Below are 18,492 nucleotides of genomic sequence, written 5' to 3'. Positions count from 1 at the left end.
ATCGTCGACCCACACGAAATGAAGCCGCCTTCGGGCGGCTTTTTCGTTGGTGTTCAGCGCTGACAGGCCGCGCAGAAGAATGTCGACCGGCCGCTTTGTACGATACGGGCGATGGTGCCGGCGCACCCCGGGGTGCAGCAGGCCGCACCTTCCCGATCATAGGCGCGAAAGCCGTGCTGGAAGGTGCCCAGCGTTTGATCGGGGCGCCGGTAATCCCTCAATGTCGATCCGCCCGCCAGAATGGCGTCTTCCAGCACCGCCCGGATGGCGGCTGCGAGCGTCACGGCGCGCGGCGTCGGTCGGCCGTCAGCCCGCACCAGGGTTCCAGCGGCACGGCGGGGCGACAGGCCGGAGCGGTGCAGCGCCTCGCAGACGTAGATGTTGCCCAAGCCTGCGATCAGCGTCTGGTCGAGCAACGCCGCCTTTAAAGGCGCAGCCTTGCGATGCAGCAGTGTCGCCAGCACGACGGCGTCGAAATCGGGGCCGAGCGGCTCGACCCCGATATGCCGGAACAAGGGGTGATCGGCCAGCGCCTCAGATGCCACGAGCGTCATGAAGCCGAACCGCCGCGGATCGTTGTAGGTAACGCGCGCTCCGTCACCCAGGTGCAGCACCACATGGTCGTGCCGCGTGTCGCGGCTGCGCTCGTGGTAGTAGCCGCCCGGCGTGGCCTCGAGTTCGGCCCGCTCGATCCGGAACGAGCCCGTCATGCCGAGGTGCATGGCCAGCACGACTCCGTCGTCGAGATCGGCCAGGATGTATTTGGCCCGGCGCCGAACGCCCCCGATGATGCGGCCGGTCAACCGTGCGGCGAAATCCTCCGGGAACGGGAAGCGCAGGCCGGCACGGTTCTGCTCCACGGCCTGAAGGGTCGCGCCCGTGAGGGTCGGAGCAAGGCCGCGGACGACGGTTTCAACTTCGGGGAGTTCAGGCATGCGACCGAGATAACCATTGCGGGGCCTCCCCGCACCGTTTGATTAGCGGTGTCGATCCTCTATGGTCCGGCCGCGACAGCAGGATGGATCGATGCCCCCCGAACGCATGAGAAACGGCCAGAATACCACGCATTTCGGCTACACCGACGTGGCGCTCGGCGAAAAGCAGGGCTTGGTCGACGACGTTTTTCACAAGGTGGCAAGTCGCTACGACGTGATGAACGACCTGATGTCGGGCGGCCTGCACCGGGCCTGGAAGGACGTGCTGGTTTCGAAAGTCAAACCGTCGCGCACGCGGGCATTCCGTCACCTCGACGTGGCGGGCGGCACCGGCGACGTGGCGTTCCGTGTGGCGCGGGCCGGCGGGCCTCAGACTGCCGTCACCGTGCTGGACATCAACCCCGACATGCTGGCGGTAGGCCAGGACCGGGTCGGCAAACAGCGCGGCATCCAGGGGCCTCTCGACTTCGTCGAAGGCAATGCCGAGGCGCTGCCGCTCGAGGATAACAGCTACGATTGCTACACCATCGCCTTCGGCATCCGAAACGTGCCGCGCATCGACCGCGCGCTGGCGGAAGCCCATCGGGTGCTGAAGCGCGGCGGCCATTTTCTTTGTCTCGAATTCTCCGACGTCGACGTGCCGGGCCTCGACAAGGTGTATGACGCCTTCTCGTTTAAGGTGATCCCGCATATCGGCCGCATGGTCACGGGTGACGGCGAGCCCTATCGCTACCTGGTCGAATCGATCCGCAAGTTCCCGACCGCCGATTACTTCGCCGACCTCATCGGCGATGCCGGGTTCCGCAACGTGTCCTTCACGCGCCTGTCGGGCGGCATCGTGGCGATCCATTCGGCCTGGAAGCTTTGATGCTTCTCAGCCCGGTCAACCTCGGCCATGTGGGTCGGCTGATCCGTGCCGGCTGGGTGCTGGCGCGGGAAGGTGTCTTCTCGGGCGTCGATCCCCGCGCCGTGCCGGTGGAGGCCCGGCTGCCGCTGGCCGTGGCCCGCATGATCGCAAGGCCCAACGTGCGGGGCGGCGTGGCGCGCCTGCCGGCCGCCATCACCCGGCTCGGACCGTCCTACATCAAGCTCGGCCAGTTCCTGGCCACCCGGCCCGACGTGGTCGGCGCCGCCGCCGTGAAGGAACTCGAGTCGCTGCGCGACCGGGTCGCACCCTTCCCGCAGGAGGTTGCGGTCGCAACCGTCGAGGCCGCCTTCGGCAAGCCGATCACAGCTTTGTTCTCGGAATTCTCGCAACCCGTCGCGGCCGCCTCCATCGCCCAGGTGCATCGCGCCCGGGTGGCGGGCGATGGCCGCGAGGTCGCGGTCAAGGTGGCCCGTCCCGGCGTCGCCCGGCGGTTCCGGCGCGACCTGTCCGACATGGCCTTCGCGGCCCGCGTGGCCGAGCGCTGGCTCGCCGACGCGCGTCGGTTGAAGCCGACCGAGGTGGTCGACACGCTGGCGCGGTCCGTCACCATGGAGATGGACTTTCGCATCGAGGCCGCCGCTGCGTCCGAATTCGCCGACAACGCAGCCGAGGATCCGGATTTCCGGGTGCCGTCCATCGACTGGACGCTGACGGCCAAGGACGTGCTGACCCTCGACTGGGTGCAGGGCACGTCGTTGTCGAACATTCCCGCCCTCGAGGCGCGCGGCGTCGATCTGGCCGACATCGGCCGCATCGTCATCCAGAGCTTCCTGCGCCATGCGGTGCGGGACGGCTTCTTTCATGCCGACATGCACCAGGGCAATCTGTTCGTCGACCACGACGGGCGGCTCGTCGCGGTCGATTTCGGCATCATGGGGCGGCTCGGCGCCAAGGAGCGCCGCTTCCTGGCCGAGATCCTCTACGGCTTCATCACGCGCGACTATGCCCGGGTGGCCGAGGTGCACATCGAGGCCGGCTATGTGCCGCGCAAGCACCGGGTGGCCGACTTCGCCCAGGCGATCCGCGCCATCGGCGAGCCGATCCATTCGCGCACGGCCGACCAGATCTCGATGGCCAACCTGCTGACGCTGCTGTTCGAGATCACCGCCCTGTTCGACATGCGGACCCGCACCGAACTGGTGATGCTGCAAAAGACCATGGTGGTGGTCGAGGGCGTCGCCCGCTCGCTCGACCCCAAGCTGAACCTGTGGGCCACCTCGGAACCCGTGGTGCGCACCTGGATCGAGGAGAACCTCGGCCCCGCCGGCAAGCTGCAGGATCTCGGCTCTGGCCTGGCGTCGTTGTGGAGCGCCAGCCTGGCCTTGCCGGACCTGATGCTGCGGGGCGAACGCATCCTCGGCCGGCTCGAGGATGCGGCCGAACACGGCATCGGGCTGTCGGGCGAGACCGTCGAGGGCTTGGCCCAGGCCCAGATGCGGCGCATCCGCTGGCTGACGCTGGCGCTCTGGATCATCGCCTTCGTGCTGATGTTCAAGGTGGTGCTGTAGCGTCAGGCATGGTGGAGGGTTCGTAAAAAGCGGGGATGACCCAGAGTTTCGACGACCGACTTAACCTTTGGACAAGACGCCGCACGTTAGGGTCTCAATGTTTTGAGAGACTTAACGATGGATTTTGGGATTTCCCTACAAAGTCTCTTTTTGTCGGATGTCGCGGCCTTCATGTCCGGCGCCCTGGCGACCGCAGCCATGTTCGGGGCTCGCTACCGGCGGCGGGCCGCCGCCGCCGCCTCGCACCGCAACGATGCCCGCCCGGGCTGGCTCGAACACGGCCCTGACGGCATCCTGGTGTTCGATGCGGCGCTGTCGTGCACCTTCGCGTCGGCGTCGATGGTGCGGCTGCTTGGCGAAGAGGCCGAAACCTACATCGGGCAGACGCTGGACGACCTCGTCGGCGAGGAACAGGTTGCGGCCGGAGAAGCCGTGGCGCGTGTGCGGGCAGGACGGCCCGGTGCCGAAACGCTGTTCCGCACCACGCGGCCGACCGGCGAACCCCTGTGGGTCGAGATGCGGATTCGCGCCGCGCCGACCGACGGCACCATCATCGCGTCGCTGCGCGACATCTCCACCCGGAAAACCGCCGAACTCGCGCTGCGGGTCGCGAACCTCGAGCTGAATCGACTGGCCGGCAGCGACGGCCTGACAGACCTCGCCAATCGCAGACGGTTCGACCAGGCGCTCGAAGGGGAATGTCGTCGCGCCTCGCGCAACAACACGCCCGTGTCGCTGCTGTTGATCGACGTCGACCGGTTCAAGGCTTTCAACGACCATTACGGCCATCAGGCCGGCGACACGTGCCTGAAGTTGATTGCCGGCACCTTGCAGGCCACGGCGGCGCGGACGAGCGATGTGGTGGCCCGCTTCGGCGGTGAGGAATTCGCCCTGCTGCTGCCCGGCCTCGACGAGCGCGCCGCCGCCACGATGGCGGCCGAGGCGCATGCCGCCGTGCTGGCGCTGAGCAGGCCGCATGTCCGCAACCCGGACGCCGGCGGCATCGTGACGGTGAGCGTGGGCTGTGCCACCGTTCAGCCGACGCCCGACACCTTCAAAGACATCGGCGGTACGCTGATCGCTGCGGCCGATCGGGCGCTTTACGATGCCAAGCGCCTCGGTCGCAATCGCGTCGTGGCGCCGGCCCTGCAAGAAGAAGCCGAGCGGGAAGCCGAATGGAGCGCCGCCGCGGATGCCCGGCTCGGGCGTCTCGACGCCCTGCGGAGCCTTGGGGCGCTGCGGGAAACCCCGAGCCTCAACCGGATCGCCCGCATGGCCACGATGCTGTTGGGCCTTCCGGGCGCCTTCATCACGGTTCTCGACCACGATGGCGTCGTGGTGGTGGGCCATCACGGCATGGGGGATGGGCCGAACGCGCCACCGCAGGCGCTTTGCGAAACCCTGGTGGGCGCCCGCCGTCCGGTGGTGGTGCGCGCGCCGGCCACCGACGCCCAATTTGGGTCCTTTGCGGCCGAGCAAGGGCTTGGCTTCCTGGCGGTTGCCCCCTTGCTGAGCGACGACGATCTTCAGCATCTCGGGGGCTTGTGGGTCGTCGACCGCCAGTCGCGCGATGCCTTCGACGAGCCGAAGCGCATGCTGCTGTCCCGTCTCGCAGCCCTGGCCATGGAAGATATCGAGGGACGCCATCGGGCCTCGGTCGCCCAGGCGGCCTGACGCCGGACGCTCCCTGGCCCAAAGGCATCGAAGGGAATTGTCGCGGCGGCTCGCATTGCAGGCTGCGGCGCCTTCGCCGAGCGGAACGCGCACCGACGCGATCCATGAATGGGCGGCATGATTGACGCGGCGGGCCGAGGCGCTATGACGGTCGGCCATTCCGTGGCTGCCGCATCCGGCGCCGACAGCCTCGCCAGGGTGCAGCATGGTCGGACAAAGCCTCGCGGGCAGATCGATCCTCCTGGTAATCGGCGGCGGTATCGCGGCCTATAAGGCGCTCGACCTGATCCGCCGCCTGCGCGAGCGCGGCGCCCGCATCCGGCCGGTAATGACCGAGGGCGCCAAGGCCTTCGTGACGCCGCTCTCGGTGGCGAGCCTCGCCGGCGCCGAGGTACACCAGGACTTGTTTTCCCTGACGGCGGAAGCCGCCATGGGTCACATCGAACTGTCGCGCGCCGCGGACCTTGTCGTGGTGGCGCCCGCGACCGCCAACCTGATGGCGAAGCTGGCCCAGGGGCTCGCCGACGACCTCCCGTCCACCCTGCTGCTGGCTACCGACAAGCGCATCCTGCTGGCGCCTGCCATGAACCTGCGCATGTGGCTGCATCCGGCCACGCAGCGCAACCTCGCGACCCTGCACCAGGACGGCGTCCGCACGGTCGGCCCAGACGACGGTTCGATGGCCTGCGGCGAATTCGGTCCGGGCCGCATGGCCGAGCCGCTCGCCATCGTGGCGGCGGTCGAGGCGGCGCTGGCGGAAGGCACGACGCTGCCGCTACCCCCGTGGGTCGCGGCCCTCCAGCCCGGCGGCGATGCGCCCTTGCGTGGCCGCCGCGTGGTGGTCACCTCGGGTCCGACGTACGAGCCCATTGATCCCATCCGTTTTATCGCCAACCGGTCGTCCGGTCGCCAAGGCCATTCCATCGCGGCCGCGGCCGCTCGCGCGGGCGCCGCCGTGACCCTTGTGTCCGGCCCGGTGGCGATCCCGGACCCGGCCGGCGTACGGGTCGTCAAGGTCGAGACCGCGCGGGAGATGCTGGCCGCGGTCGATCAGGCGCTGCCCTGCGACCTTTTCGTCGCGACCGCGGCCGTCGCCGACTGGCGCCCCGCCACAGTGGCTACGGGCAAGATCAAGAAGCGCACGGGGGACGATGCCCCGGCTCTGGCGCTCGTCGAGAATCCCGACATCCTGGCGACCGTCGGGCGACGAGCAGGCGACCGGCCGACGCTGGTGGTCGGCTTTGCGGCCGAAACCGATCGGCTGCTCGACCACGCGACGGAGAAGCTCGCCCGCAAGGGCTGCGACGTGATCGTGGCCAATAATGTCGGCGGCGATGCCGGGGTGATGGGCGGCGACCACAATGCCGTGACGATCCTGACCCGTGACGGCCAGGACGCATGGCCTCGCATGAGCAAGACCGCAGTGGCGGAGCGGCTGATCCGCCTTTGCGCCGACCGCCTCGATAAGGAAGCGCCGTGACCCCGATCCCCGTGCTGCGCCTTCCGCATGCCGAAGGGCTGCCGCTGCCGGCCTACCAGAGCCCCGGCGCGGCAGGCCTCGATCTCGTGGCCGCCCTGCCGGCCTCCAGCACCCTGGTGATCGAGCCCGGCGCCTTCGACAGCGTGCCGACCGGCCTGTGCCTCGCCCTGCCGCCCGGCTGGGAAGCCCAGGTGCGGCCGCGCTCGGGGCTGGCCTTGCATCATGGTGTGACGGTGTTGAACGCCCCGGGCACGATCGACAGCGATTATCGCGGCGAGATCAAGGTGCTGCTCGTCAATCATGGGCGAGCCCCCTTCGTCATTACCCGCGGCACCCGCATCGCCCAGCTGGTGCTGGCTCACTACGAGCAGGGCGGCTGGGTGGAGGTGCCGAGCCTCGAGGCGACGGAGCGGGGAGGCGGCGGCTTCGGCTCCACCGGGCACGCGATCGACCACGAGATCGCCGGCACGCCCTGAGCCATGCTGCCGCATCGCGCCCTGCTGGCCATCGCCGTGGTGGTGGATGTCGCGCTTCTGGCGCGCGGCACGCCGGTCGCCGCCAAGACGCTGGCGCAACGTCAAGGCCGCACGCCCCGCCACCTCGAATCGTTGCTGCAGGGTCTCGTGCGGCACGGCATCCTGAAGGGAACGCGCGGTCCACGCGGCGGCTATGAGCTCGCCCGCGAGCGACGCCGCATTCACCTCGGCGAGATCGTGCGGCTGGTGGGCCTGGAAGCCTCGGAGACAGGATCGATCCCCTCAAGCCTGATCGCCGCCGTGGTGGCACCGGCCCTGGCACGGGCCGATGCCGACTATCTGGCCCGCCTCGACACGATTTCGATCGAAGAGCTGACGAAAGCGGCCGAAACCCTGCGTGCGACCCGCGCCGGCGCCACGGCGGCCGAGTTCCAAATCTGACGGTGGCACCCTATAGTTCGAGGCGACGGCGACGCTAGGCCGCTTCCTGCGCTTCACGGAGATCCACCCCATGTCATTCGCGCCAGACCGGCCCGTGCGGGATGCCGCCGACGCCGCCACGCGTCCCCCGGGCCGCGGTCGCATCTACGAGTCGATCACCGCCACGGTCGGCGACACGCCCCTGGTGCGGCTGCACCGGCTCGCCACCGAGAAGAACGTCAAAGCCGAGATCCTGGCCAAGCTCGAGTTCTTCAACCCGATCAGCAGCGTCAAGGACCGGATCGGCGTCGCCATGATCGACGGGCTCGAGCGTGCCGGCCGCATCGAGCCGGGCCGCACCATCCTGGTCGAGCCCACTTCCGGCAACACCGGCATCGCGCTCGCCTTCGTGGCGGCGGCGCGCGGCTACAAGCTGAAACTGGTGATGCCCGAATCGATGTCGGTGGAACGGCGCAAGATGCTGGCGCTGCTTGGTGCCGAACTGGTGCTGACCCCGGCCGCCCAGGGCATGAAGGGCGCCATCGCAAAGGCCAACGAGATCCTGTCCGAGAACCCGGATGCCATCATCCCGCAGCAGTTCGAGAATCCCGACAACCCGGCCATTCACCGCGCCACTACGGCCGAGGAGATCTGGACCGACACGCAGGGGCGCATCGACGCCTTTGTGGCGGGCGTCGGCACCGGCGGCACCATCACGGGCGTCGGACACGTGCTGAAGCAGCGCAATCCCTCGATCCGCATCGTGGCGGTGGAGCCTGAAGACTCGCCGGTGTTGTCGGGTGGCCAGCCCGGACCGCACAAGATCCAGGGCATCGGCGCCGGCTTCGTGCCGGGCGTGCTCGACCGCAGCATCATCGACGAGGCCGTGACGGTCAGCAACCAGACCTCCTTCGACTATGCGCGGCTTTGCGCCCGCATCGAGGGCATCCCGGTCGGCATTTCCTCCGGCGCGGCCCTGGCGGCGGCGGTCGAGATCGGCAGCCGGCCCGAGATGGAGGGCAAGCGCATCGTGGTCATCATCCCATCCTTCGCGGAACGCTATCTGTCGACGGCGCTGTTCGACGGGCTGTAAGGCTCTGGCGTCTCGGGGCGGGTGGTATCACCCCGCGCCCCGACGATTTTGGGACCGTCAGTCCACCCAGCCGCGATCGCGCGCCTCGAGCGTCGCAAAATCATAGGCATCGAGCGCCATGGGCTCGGTGGCCGCCGCGCCGCCCGGCCCGGCGCCATGCGCCTCATGCACGAGCTGCAGGCGGCCGTTCTTTTCGGCCACGCCGAAGCGCCACCAATGGTCTTCGGGCTGGCGGCGCACCGTCAAGGTGCGGTCGCCCCATTCGGTGCAGGTGAACGGGGCCGCGAAGGGCGGGACATCACGGGTAGCCATCGGGGAAACCTCTTTAATCGGGGAAACCAACAGATCGGGCCGGCGCTGGCGCGTCAGCTCCTGCGACTGGCGCAGCCGCCATGCCGCGATCTTCCGGTGATCGCCGCTTAACAGCACCTCGGGGATCGAGCGTCCCTCGAAATCGCGCGGACGGGTGTAGTGCGGATATTCGAGGAGGCCGTTCTCGAAGCTTTCCTCGTGTTCCGACTCGGCCGCCCCCATCACGCCCGGCAGCAGCCGCACGCAGGCGTCGAGCAACACCAGCGCGCCCGGCTCGCCACCCGACAAGACGTAATCGCCGACCGACACTTCCGTGAGACCCCGGGCGGCGAACAGGCGCTCGTCGAACCCCTCGAAACGGCCGCAAACGATGGTGACGCCGGGCCCCGCCGCCCATCGCCGCACCAGAGCCTGCGACAGCGGCATGCCGCGCGGGCTCATGACGAGGCGGGGCCGCGCGTCGCCCTCGGGCGTCGCGGCATCGAGCGCCTCGGCCAGCACGTCGACCCGCAGCACCATGCCGGCGCCGCCGCCCGCCGGCCGGTCATCGACCTGACGATGGCGGCCAAGTCCATGCTCCCGGATGTCGCGCGCTTCGAGCGACCACAGGCCGCGTGCGAGCGCGTCGCCGGCCAACGATTGGCCGAGCGACCCAGGAAACATCGCCGGGAACAGCGTCAGGACGGTGGCGCGCCACATGGGGCTAGTCTCCGTCCGTTTCGTCCGGCTCCGGCTCGGTGGACGGCAGCGCCTCGGCGGCCAGCACCAGGTGTCGGCCGCCGAGGTCCACCTCGGGCACGAAGGCGCGCGTGAACGGCACGTAGAAGCTTTCGCCGCGTGGCGGCACGATTTCGAGCAGGTCGCCGGCGCCGAAATTGTCCATTGCGGCCACGAAGCCGAGTGATGCGCCGTCAGGGCCAACGGCCGCGAGCCCGATCAGGTCGGCATGGTAGAACTCGTCGTCTTCCGGCGGCGGCAGGTCGGCCCGGGCCACGTAGAGTTTCAGGTTGGTGAGCGCCTGGGCGGCCTCGCGGCCATCGATGGCCTCGAACCGCACCACCAGCATGTCGTCCTTCAACAAACGGGAGGCTTTCACGATCAGGCGCCGCCGCGGCGGCTCGCCGGCCCAAAGCGCCGCATAGGCGGTCACGCCCATCGGATCGCGCGTGTAGCTTTTCAGCCGCAGTTCGCCGCGCACGCCATGGGCGGCGCCGATCACGCCGATCAGGATCCACTCGCTATCGTTCATCGCCCTCGGCCGCAGGGCCCCTTGCCCCGAGGTTCCTTAAGCGGCCGTTCATCCGCGATCAACGATTGCGCGGCACAGTGAGGGATGCCGCACTGCGGCCATGCCTTGAAAACCGCCAGCGTTCCGCGTAGCGGTAAGCGCGCTCCGTCCGGGGCTCGTCCACACGGAGCTCGTTGCGACCGCATGCTGACCACGATCGTTGCCCGAATCGTAGCTGCCAGCTGCCGCCACGCTAAGCTCGTGGTGCTGCTCGCCGTCATAGCATCCGCGATTGCGACATACTACTCGGTCACGCATTTCGCCATCGACACCGATTCGAGCCAACTCATCTCGAAGCACCTGCCGTGGCGCCAGCACGAGGCCGCCTACAACAAGGCGTTCCCCCAGAACAACGAGCTGATCCTCGTCGTGGTGGACGGCGTGACGCCGGAGCGGGCCCAAGAGGCCGCCCAGGGCCTGGTGGACAAGCTGTCACCGTTGAAGAGCAACTTCGACTTCGTCGAACTGCCCTCCGCCGAGCCGTTTTTCGGCCGCGAGGGCCTGTTGTTCAAGAACCTCGATGAGGTGAAGGCTGCGGCGGACCGGCTCGACCAAGCCAATCCGTTGCTCAGCACCCTGGCCTATGATCCGACGCTGCGCGGCATCGCGTCGGCGGTGCAGTTGATCGCCACCGGCGTGGTGCGGGACAAGCTTTCGCTCGAGCAGGCCCAGCCGCTGCTGAACAAATTCGCCACTCCGATGGACGAAGCGCTCGTCGGCAAGTCGTCGCCCTTCTCCTGGCAGTCGCTGTTCCTCGACCCGAAGGATTATGCGCGGGGCCTGCGTCGCTTCGTGCTGGCGAAGCCCAAGCTGAACTTCGACGACATCGAGCCGGGTGGCGAGGCGACCGACATCATCCGCAAGACCATCGGCGCGCTGAAGCTCGATCCGTCGACCGGCGTAACGGTGCGGCTGACGGGCGAGATCCCCCTCAACGATGAAGCGTTCAGCTCGGTGCGCGAAGGCTTCGCGCTGAACAGCATCTTCGTGGTCGTGGCCGTGGTGCTGCTGCTGTGGTTTGCCTTGAAATCGGGCCGCCTGATCGTCGCGGTCTTCGCCAGCACCTTGGTGGGGCTGCTGCTGACCGCCGGCATCGGCTTCTGGTGCGTCGGGGCGCTCAACCTGATCTCGATCGCTTTCGCGGTGTTGTTCATCGGCATCGGTGTCGATTTCGGCATCCAGCTGTCGGTGCGCTATCGCGAGGAACGCTTCAAGAAGGCGACGCTCGTGCCGGCCATCGTGGGCGCGGGCGTGCGGGCCGGTCGGGGCCTGTCGCTCGCCGCTGCCGCCACCGCGGTAGGGTTTTATTCCTTCCTGCCGACCGATTATCGCGGCGTGTCGGAACTCGGCATCATCGCCGGCAACGGCATGATCATCGCGTTCCTGACCAGCATTACCGTGCTGCCGGCCTTGATGGTGCTGCTCAACCCGCCGGCCGAGGGCAAGGAGGTCGGCTACACGTTCCTGGCCCCGGTCGATCACTTCCTGGAAACCCGCCGCTGGTGGGTGGTCGGCACCATGCTGGCCATCATGATCGCCGGCCTGCCGCTGCTGCGCCAGCTCAGCTTCGACTTCAACCCGAACCACCTCAATCCGCCGAACTCGGAAGCTAATGCGACGCTCGATGCGCTGCGCAAGGACCCGCTGACCACCACAAACAAGATCGAGGTGCTGACGCCGTCGCTCGATGCCGCCAACACATTGGCGGCGGACCTCGCCAAGCTGCCGGAAGTCGACATGGTGCAGACCTTGTCGAGCTTCGTGCCGCCCGACCAGGAGCCGAAGCTGGCGGCCCTGAAGGACGTGTCCGAGAGCCTCGGCCCCGAGCTGGCGCCGGCCAAGCTGAAGACCGCTCCCAACGAACAGGACCTGCGCGATGCGTTGACGAGCGCCGCCGCCATGCTGAAGCAGGCCGCCGCCAAGGGCACCGGAGCCGGCGCCGACACGGCCGCCCACCTCGGCGACACGATGACGAAGCTCTCCGGCGCCCAGGCTGACGTCCTCACCCGTGTGGCCGACACGATGATCCCGCCCATGCGGCTGCTGTTGCAGCAGATCCAGGGGTCGCTTGCGGCCGAGCCCGTGTCGCTCGACACCATCCCGCCCACGTTGAAGCGCGAATGGTTGAGCCCGGATGGCCAGGCACGCATTGAGGTGACCCCGAAGGACCTCAGCGGCAGCAACGCGGCCCTGCAGCAGTTCAGCGACGCCGTGCTGAAGATCGCGCCGGACGCCACCGGCGAACCCGTGCTGATCCAGCAGTCCGGCAAGACGGTGATCGGCGCCTTCATCCAGGCCGGCCTGTGGGCGCTCGGCGCCATCGCGGTGATCCTCTACATCGCGCTGCGACGCATCAGCGACGTGCTGGTTACCCTGGTGCCGCTGCTTTTCGCAGGCATCATCGCCATGGAGATCACGGTGTTGATCGGCTTGCCGATCAACTTCGCCAACATCATCGCGCTGCCGCTGCTGCTCGGACTGGGCGTCGCGTTCAAGATCTATTTCGTCATGGCGTGGCGCGACGGGCAGACCCACCTGCTGCAATCGAGCCTCACCCGCGCCGTGTTCTTTTCCGCAATGGCAACCGCGGTGGCGTTCGGCAGCCTGTGGTCGTCGAGCCATCCCGGCACGTCCAGCATGGGCAAGCTATTGGCCTTGTCGCTCGCCTGCACGCTGATCGCCGCAGTGTTCCTGCAGCCGGCCCTGATGGGGCCGCCGCGGGCCGGCGCCAAGAAGCAGGAAGAGTTCGAGGAAGCCGAAGCCGAGCGCGCTATCCAGAAGGCCGTGGCTTAAGGCGGGCTGGCGTTCGCGCTCGCGCGGACGTGTGGCTGGGGAGCTATGGCTGGGTGGCTCGGGAGGCTCCCCGGTTCCGGATCTTCGCTACGCTTCGTCCGGAATGAGGGATGGGGCTGGGTGGTGCGGCGGTCGGTGACAGACTGGTGCTGCCTATACTCTCACCGAGTCCTCCGCCCCTCATTCCGGGGCGCCGAAGGCGAACCCGGAACCGGGAGCCACGGCCGGCACCCAGGAAGGCTCCCCGGTTCCGGATCTCCGTTACGCTTCGTCTGGAATGAGGGCTGGGTGGCGCGGCGTTCGGGGGCGAGCAGCCACGGTCTCCGCCGACCCGCTGATCCCAATAGCGCTAGGCTCCCCTCAAACCATCCCCTTCCCGGCATCCGAGCCCCTGCGGGCCTGGCGGGCGCGGGAGAACATGATGGCTAGCAGCGCCACCGAGATCACCCCGAACGACACGGCCGTGGTGGCGGTGCCGAGCGCATAGATCTGCGGTGTCGTCACCGTGGTGGTGAGGGCCTGCAGTTCCATCGGCAGGGTGTTGTAGGAGCCGATCGCCTGGCTTGAGCGGGCGATCTCATCCCATGACAGCGTGAAGCCGAACAAGGCGACGCCGATCAGCGAGGGCAGGATGATGGGCGCCACGACATGCCGGAAGGTCTGCCACGGCGTCGCGCCGAGATCGCGCGCCGCTTCCTCGAGCCGCGAATCGAAGCGGTTGAAGATGGCGAACATGATGAGGAGGCCGAACGGCAGCGTCCAGGTAAGGTGCGCCCCGAGGCCCGAGGTGAAAAGGCCCATCGCGGTGGTGTAGCCGTCGCTCAGCCAAGCAGGCCCATAGGCCTTGAGGGCGTCGTCGAGTTCGCGGAACATCAGCGCGATGCCGAGCGAGGTGATGATCGAGGGAACGATCAGGCTGGCGATGGCGGTGTAGAACAACAGCCCCTGCCCGCGGAACCGCTTGCGGAAGCCGAGACCCGCCAGCACCGACAGTACAACGGTGATGACCATCACGGTCAAGCCGAGCGCCATCGAGCGGCGGAATGCCGCCCCGATGTCGACGATACCGCCGCCCTCCCAGAGCTTGGCGAACCAGTGCAGCGACACCCCGTTCATCGGGAAGGTGAGGCCGCCTGACGGACCTTGGAACGACAGCACGAAGATGACGATCATCGGGCCGTACAGGAACAGCACGTAGGCGACGAAGAAGGCTGCCAACAGGTAGAAGCCCAGCGAGCGGCCTTCGCGCATCTCAAAGCTCCTTGCGTATGTCGACCACCCGGGTCAGCAGCGCGATAATGCCGAGCGTCACGGCCAGCAGGATCACCGCATTGGCGGCCGCTGGCGGAAACTGCAGAGCGTCGAGGCGGGTCTGGATCACCTTGCCGGCGGACGCCACCTGCTGACCGCCCATGACGCCGACCGTGATGAAGTCGCCCATCACGATGGTGACGACGAAGATCGAACCGATGACGATGCCGGGTTTCGACAAGGGCACCACCACGTTCCACAAGGTCTGCCATCCGCTGGCGCCGGCATCATAGGCGGCCTCGATCAGCCGTTTGTCGATGCGGGCCATCGAATTGAAGATCGGAATCACCATGAAGAAGGTGAACAGGTGCACAAAGGCGAGCACCACTGAGAATTGCGAATACAGCAGCCATTCGACCGGCTGGTCGACCACGTGGGAGCCGACGAGGGCCTGATTGATCAGGCCGTTGCGCCCGAGCAGCGGGATCCAGGAGATCATGCGGATGACGTTCGAGGTCCAGAACGGGATCGTGCAGACCAGCGCCAGCGTCATCTGCACCGTCAGCGAGCGCACGTGGAAGGCCAGGAAATAGGCGATGGTAAAGCCGATCACGAGCGTCAGCGCCCAGACCAGGAAGCAGAACTTCAGCGTCGACCCATAGGTCTTCAGGATGGTGCAGACGCCAGGCAATTGATCGAAGCACCCCTCGAAATTCTCGACATAGGAGCGGGTCGTGAAGGTGGGGATCGTCTCGTAGTCGTTGTAGTCGAAGAAGCTGACCACGACGACCAGCACCAGCGGGATCACGAAGAAGGCCAGGAACACCAGCCCGAAGGGCGCCGCCTGCACCCATCCCGGCAGCACGCGGCCGAGCGGCGAGGCGTCGGCACGGCCGAGCGCGGGCTCCTTGGCCAGTGCCCGCGCGGCTTTCGGAAGCGTGTCGGTGGTTGTCATGGGAGGTCCTGGTCTCCTTCACCCGCGCGATCGGAGCAAGGTGCCTGGCAGGGCGGATGCGGGTCACCTTCCCCCGCTCACGCGGGAGAAGGTGTCGAAGCCGTCAGGCCGCGATGAACTCGTTCCACTTGCGGACCATGTAGTCGTTCTCGTCCATGATGGCGTTCCAGCACGCGACCGCGCCCATGCGGTCGTCATAGGAGCCGCCGTCCCGGGTGGCGCCAGCCTTCTCGAGCAGAGTGCCGTCGGGGGCGTGGATGTCCTTCTCGGCAGGCTTGCCTTCCATCCAATAGGCCCACTCGTAGGCGTCCATATTGGCCTTGGCGGTGGACAACACGCCCGAATAATAGCCCTGGCGGAACAGGTAGGCGCCGGCCCAGCCGGACAGGAACCAGTTCACGAATTCATAGGCCGTGTCCTGCTTGGCCCCGGTGACGCCCTTCGACAGAGCGAAGCCCGTGGCCCAGGAGCGATAGCCTTCCTTCAGCGGCTGGAACGTGCAGGCGATACCCTTCGAGCGCACGGCCGTGACGGCGGGCGACCACATCGACTGGATCACGGTCTCGCCCGACGACATCAGGTTCACCGATTCGTTGAAGTCCTTCCAGAAGGCGCGGAACTGGCCGGACTTCTTGGCCTCCGTCATGATCTTCATGGTGAGGTCGATCTCAGCCTTCGTCATATTGCCCTTGTCGGCATATTTGTGCTGGCCGGTCGCCTCCACCACCATGGCGCAATCCATGATGCCGATGGACGGGATGTTGAGCAGCGCCGCCTTGCCCTTGAACTCGGGGTTCAGCAGCTCGGCCCAGGACGTGATGGGGCGCTTGATGAGATCGGGCCGGATGCCGAGCGTGTCGGCATTGTAGGTGGTCGGGATCAAGGTGGCCCATTGGGTGGGTTCGTTGGCGAACTTGGTCGAGTGCTGCCCTTCCAGGAACATCACCTTCTTGGGCGCGGTGCCCTGGTCGCCGATCTTCTTACCGTTGGGCAGCTCGCCCTTGGTCAGAACCGGCGTGATCTGATCGAAATACTTGATCTTCTTGGTGTCCATCGCCAGCAGGTTGCCCGACGGCACCAGCTTCTTCAGCGAGAAATATTCCGTATCGACGATGTCATAGGAGTTCGGCTGCGTGATGACCCGCTTGGTCACGTCGTCGGTGGTGACGGCCACATATTCGAGCGTGATGCCGGTGTCTTCCTTCAGTTTCTTGGCGATTTCGGCCGACTGGTTCACGGCCGTGCCGAGATAGCGGAGCGTCTTGTTCTCCTGGCTGTGCACGGCCGGAAAGCCCGTGATGGCGCCAGCGCCGGCAAGCGCGCCGGCGGCGGCGCCCGCGCTCTTCAGCAGCGATCGGCGCGAAAGGCCCTGGGTGTCGTCAAGCATGGTCATGGTTGTCTCCCCTTCACGATGGATCAGCGGCCGTTTCAGGCGGCTTGGCTGAGGCGATGCACGTCGCGTTCGCCCCAGGACACCGCGATCGGGTCGCCGGGGCTGAACGGTGTCTGGTCGAAGGTCGCCTCGTCGGCGGTAGCCGTGATCTCGCGGCCGTCCGTCCCCTCGATGGCGAGCTGCACATAGGTGCCCTGGTATTCGACGGATCGCACGGTACCGTCGATGAGGCCGTTCGTGCCCGGCGCTGGGCGCTTCAACACAAGCCTGTCGGCCCTGACCGCGATGTCGCCTTGCGGCGTCGCGATGACGTTGTGGCCGCCGATGAAGCGCGCCACAAAGGCGGTCGCCGGATTGTTAAACACGTCGCGCGGCGTACCGGCCTGCTCGATGCGACCATGATTCATGATAACGATCTGGTCGGCCAACGCCATGGCCTCGTCCTGGCTGTGCGTCACATGGACGAAGATGATGCCGAGCTGCTGCTGCAGGCGGCGCAACTCCACCCGCATCTTCAAGCGCAGAAACGGGTCGAGGGCCGACAGCGGTTCGTCGAGCAGCACGATCTGCGGCTCGGTGATCAGCGCGCGGGCGAGCGCGATACGCTGCTGCTGGCCACCCGACAGTTGCGCCGGCAGCCGGTCCGCATAGGTGTCCATGGCGACGAGCGCCAGCAGCTCGTGGGCGCGCTTATGCCGGGTCGCCTTGTCGACGCCCCGCATCTTCAGCGAGAAGGCCACGTTGTCGAGGCAGCTGAGGTGCGGGAACAACGCGTAGCTCTGGAACATCATGGCGGTGCCGCGCTTGGCGGGCGGCAGGTTGGTGACGTTGGTGGAGCCGAACACGATGTCGCCGCCGGATGCAGCCTCATGGCCGGCGATCATCCGCAAGGTCGAGGACTTGCCGCAGCCCGACGGTCCGAGCAGGCAGCAATACGAGTTGGCCGGCACCTTGAGGTCGATAGCGTCGACCGCCGTGGTGTCGCCGTAGCGCTTGGTCAGGTGGACGAGTTCGAGGTCCGCGTCTCGCATGGGCCATTCCTGTGGTGAGGCCGATCCTGCAACCAACGTGCCAACCCTGGCGCCGGACGGAGCCATCGGAGCATCATGCCGAAGCGCCCGCAAATGCGCCAGTTGTGCCCAATCTCCCGCCCGAACTGTATACAGTTTGATCTTGCGGGCGAAACAGGCTCCCGCTTAGCGTGATCCACGGCCGCCAGCATGCCGGGCGAGGATGCGTGTGACAGGAAGCGATCGAGGCGCGGCTGCCGGCCTCAGCCGGATGGGCGATCGAGCCGATGCGATCGGCGAAGCGATCCACAGGGCCATCAGCGAACAACGCCTGCTGCCGGGCACCAAGCTGCCCGAAGATCAGTTGGGCGCCATCTATGGGGCGAGCCGCACCCTGGTGCGGGCGGCCCTGCAGGCCCTCGCACGCGACAAGATCGTCGTGCTGGCCCGCAACAAGGGGGCCGCGGTGGCCTCGCCAAGCGTCGCCGAAGCCCAGGCGGTGTTCGAGGCACGCCGCCTGATCGAAGCCGCCACGGTGGCCCGCGCCGCGGCGGCTGCGACGCCGACGACGCTCGATGGGCTCGAGGCGCTGGTCGATGAAGGGCGCACGGCTCTGGCGCACCACGACCGCGGCCGGGCCATCCGGCTTTCGGGCGAGTTCCACCTCGGCATCTCCCGCCTGGCCGGGCAGCCGGTGCTGCACGCGTTCCTGCGCGACCTCGTGTCCCGGTCGTCGCTGGTGATCGCACTTTATGGTCACACGGTGCATTCGGAATGCGGCGACGGCGACCATCGCGCCCTCATCGCGACTCTGCGGGCACGCGATGCCCCGGCGGCCGTGGCGGAAATGATGCGCCATCTCGCCGACATCGAGCGCGACCTCGATTTCAAGCGCCCCAACCACCGTCCGCTCGCCCTGGCGGATGTGCTCGGGCCACCGTCAAGCCTGGCCGTCACCGCCGCCTGACACCGCGCT

At 67.4% G+C, this 18,492-nt stretch carries 15 protein-coding genes and 1 pseudogene; 9 read left to right on the top strand and 7 right to left on the bottom strand.

Annotation, left to right across the window (positions count from 1 at the left end; translation table 11 throughout):
* Nucleotides 1–53 precede the first annotated feature (53 nt).
* Complete coding sequence (gene mutM / locus P7D22_RS02885; RefSeq protein ID WP_319932702.1) at nucleotides 54–935, bottom strand: bifunctional DNA-formamidopyrimidine glycosylase/DNA-(apurinic or apyrimidinic site) lyase; 882 nt, start codon at nucleotides 933–935, stop codon at nucleotides 54–56.
* 91 nt (nucleotides 936–1,026) lie between these two features.
* On the opposite strand from mutM, the gene ubiE reads away from it, so the two are divergent.
* From ubiE to cysK, 7 genes are all read left to right on the top strand, one after another.
* Nucleotides 1,027–1,803, top strand: coding sequence for a bifunctional demethylmenaquinone methyltransferase/2-methoxy-6-polyprenyl-1,4-benzoquinol methylase UbiE (gene ubiE / locus P7D22_RS02880; protein WP_319932701.1), 777 nt, complete (start codon nucleotides 1,027–1,029; stop codon nucleotides 1,801–1,803).
* Complete coding sequence (gene ubiB, locus P7D22_RS02875) at nucleotides 1,803–3,371, top strand: 2-polyprenylphenol 6-hydroxylase (protein WP_319932700.1); 1,569 nt, start codon at nucleotides 1,803–1,805, stop codon at nucleotides 3,369–3,371. The genes ubiE and ubiB overlap by 1 nt, the downstream gene beginning before the upstream one ends.
* A 171-nt stretch (nucleotides 3,372–3,542) precedes the next feature.
* Nucleotides 3,543–5,045 carry a diguanylate cyclase gene (locus P7D22_RS02870; RefSeq protein ID WP_319932699.1) on the top strand — a complete coding sequence of 501 codons (1,503 nt, stop codon included), beginning with the start codon at nucleotides 3,543–3,545 and terminating at the stop codon, nucleotides 5,043–5,045.
* A 205-nt stretch (nucleotides 5,046–5,250) separates the two neighbouring features.
* The gene (gene coaBC, locus P7D22_RS02865) at nucleotides 5,251–6,525 is read left to right on the top strand and encodes a bifunctional phosphopantothenoylcysteine decarboxylase/phosphopantothenate--cysteine ligase CoaBC (protein WP_319932698.1); all 1,275 of its coding nucleotides are present in this window, start codon (nucleotides 5,251–5,253) and stop codon (nucleotides 6,523–6,525) included.
* Nucleotides 6,522–7,001, top strand: coding sequence for a dUTP diphosphatase (gene dut / locus P7D22_RS02860; protein WP_319932697.1), 480 nt, complete (start codon nucleotides 6,522–6,524; stop codon nucleotides 6,999–7,001). Before coaBC ends, dut begins: the two co-directional genes overlap by 4 nt.
* Nucleotides 7,002–7,004: 3 nt before the next feature.
* Complete coding sequence (locus P7D22_RS02855) at nucleotides 7,005–7,442, top strand: RrF2 family transcriptional regulator (protein ID WP_319932696.1); 438 nt, start codon at nucleotides 7,005–7,007, stop codon at nucleotides 7,440–7,442.
* Nucleotides 7,443–7,512: 70 nt separating this feature from the next.
* Nucleotides 7,513–8,514, top strand: a complete 1,002-nt coding sequence (cysK, locus tag P7D22_RS02850; RefSeq protein ID WP_319932695.1) for a cysteine synthase A — start codon at nucleotides 7,513–7,515, stop codon at nucleotides 8,512–8,514.
* A gap of 339 nt (nucleotides 8,515–8,853) precedes the next feature.
* Here the strand turns inward: cysK and trmD are convergent.
* Nucleotides 8,854–9,525: pseudogene (trmD, locus tag P7D22_RS02845) on the bottom strand (tRNA (guanosine(37)-N1)-methyltransferase TrmD); the annotation flags it as partial.
* Between the two features lie 4 nt (nucleotides 9,526–9,529).
* The gene (gene rimM / locus P7D22_RS02840) at nucleotides 9,530–10,075 is read right to left on the bottom strand and encodes a ribosome maturation factor RimM (RefSeq protein ID WP_319932694.1); all 546 of its coding nucleotides are present in this window, start codon (nucleotides 10,073–10,075) and stop codon (nucleotides 9,530–9,532) included.
* A gap of 183 nt (nucleotides 10,076–10,258) precedes the next feature.
* Here rimM and P7D22_RS02835 point away from each other — a divergent pair, with 183 nt between their 5' ends.
* Nucleotides 10,259–12,907, top strand: a complete 2,649-nt coding sequence (locus P7D22_RS02835) for an MMPL family transporter (RefSeq protein ID WP_319932693.1) — start codon at nucleotides 10,259–10,261, stop codon at nucleotides 12,905–12,907.
* Between the two features lie 360 nt (nucleotides 12,908–13,267).
* Here the strand turns inward: P7D22_RS02835 and P7D22_RS02830 are convergent, their stop codons facing one another.
* From P7D22_RS02830 to P7D22_RS02815, 4 genes are all read right to left on the bottom strand, one after another.
* Nucleotides 13,268–14,158, bottom strand: coding sequence for an ABC transporter permease (locus P7D22_RS02830; RefSeq protein WP_319932692.1), 891 nt, complete (start codon nucleotides 14,156–14,158; stop codon nucleotides 13,268–13,270).
* A 1-nt stretch (nucleotide 14,159) separates the two neighbouring features.
* Complete coding sequence (locus P7D22_RS02825; protein ID WP_319932691.1) at nucleotides 14,160–15,113, bottom strand: ABC transporter permease; 954 nt, start codon at nucleotides 15,111–15,113, stop codon at nucleotides 14,160–14,162.
* A 103-nt stretch (nucleotides 15,114–15,216) separates the two neighbouring features.
* Complete coding sequence (locus tag P7D22_RS02820) at nucleotides 15,217–16,506, bottom strand: ABC transporter substrate-binding protein (protein WP_319932690.1); 1,290 nt, start codon at nucleotides 16,504–16,506, stop codon at nucleotides 15,217–15,219.
* 35 nt (nucleotides 16,507–16,541) lie between these two features.
* Entirely contained in the window at nucleotides 16,542–17,537 is a 996-nt protein-coding gene (locus tag P7D22_RS02815; RefSeq protein WP_319932689.1) for an ABC transporter ATP-binding protein, read from the bottom strand.
* Nucleotides 17,538–17,745: 208 nt separating this feature from the next.
* On the opposite strand from P7D22_RS02815, the gene P7D22_RS02810 reads away from it, so the two are divergent.
* Entirely contained in the window at nucleotides 17,746–18,483 is a 738-nt protein-coding gene (locus tag P7D22_RS02810) for a GntR family transcriptional regulator (protein ID WP_319932688.1), read from the top strand.
* Nucleotides 18,484–18,492: the final 9 nt, after the last annotated feature.

This window comes from Lichenihabitans sp. Uapishka_5 (assembly GCF_033947565.1).
Classification (GTDB): Bacteria; Pseudomonadota; Alphaproteobacteria; order Rhizobiales; family Beijerinckiaceae; genus Lichenihabitans.
This window is presented reverse-complemented; position numbering and strand designations above follow the sequence as displayed.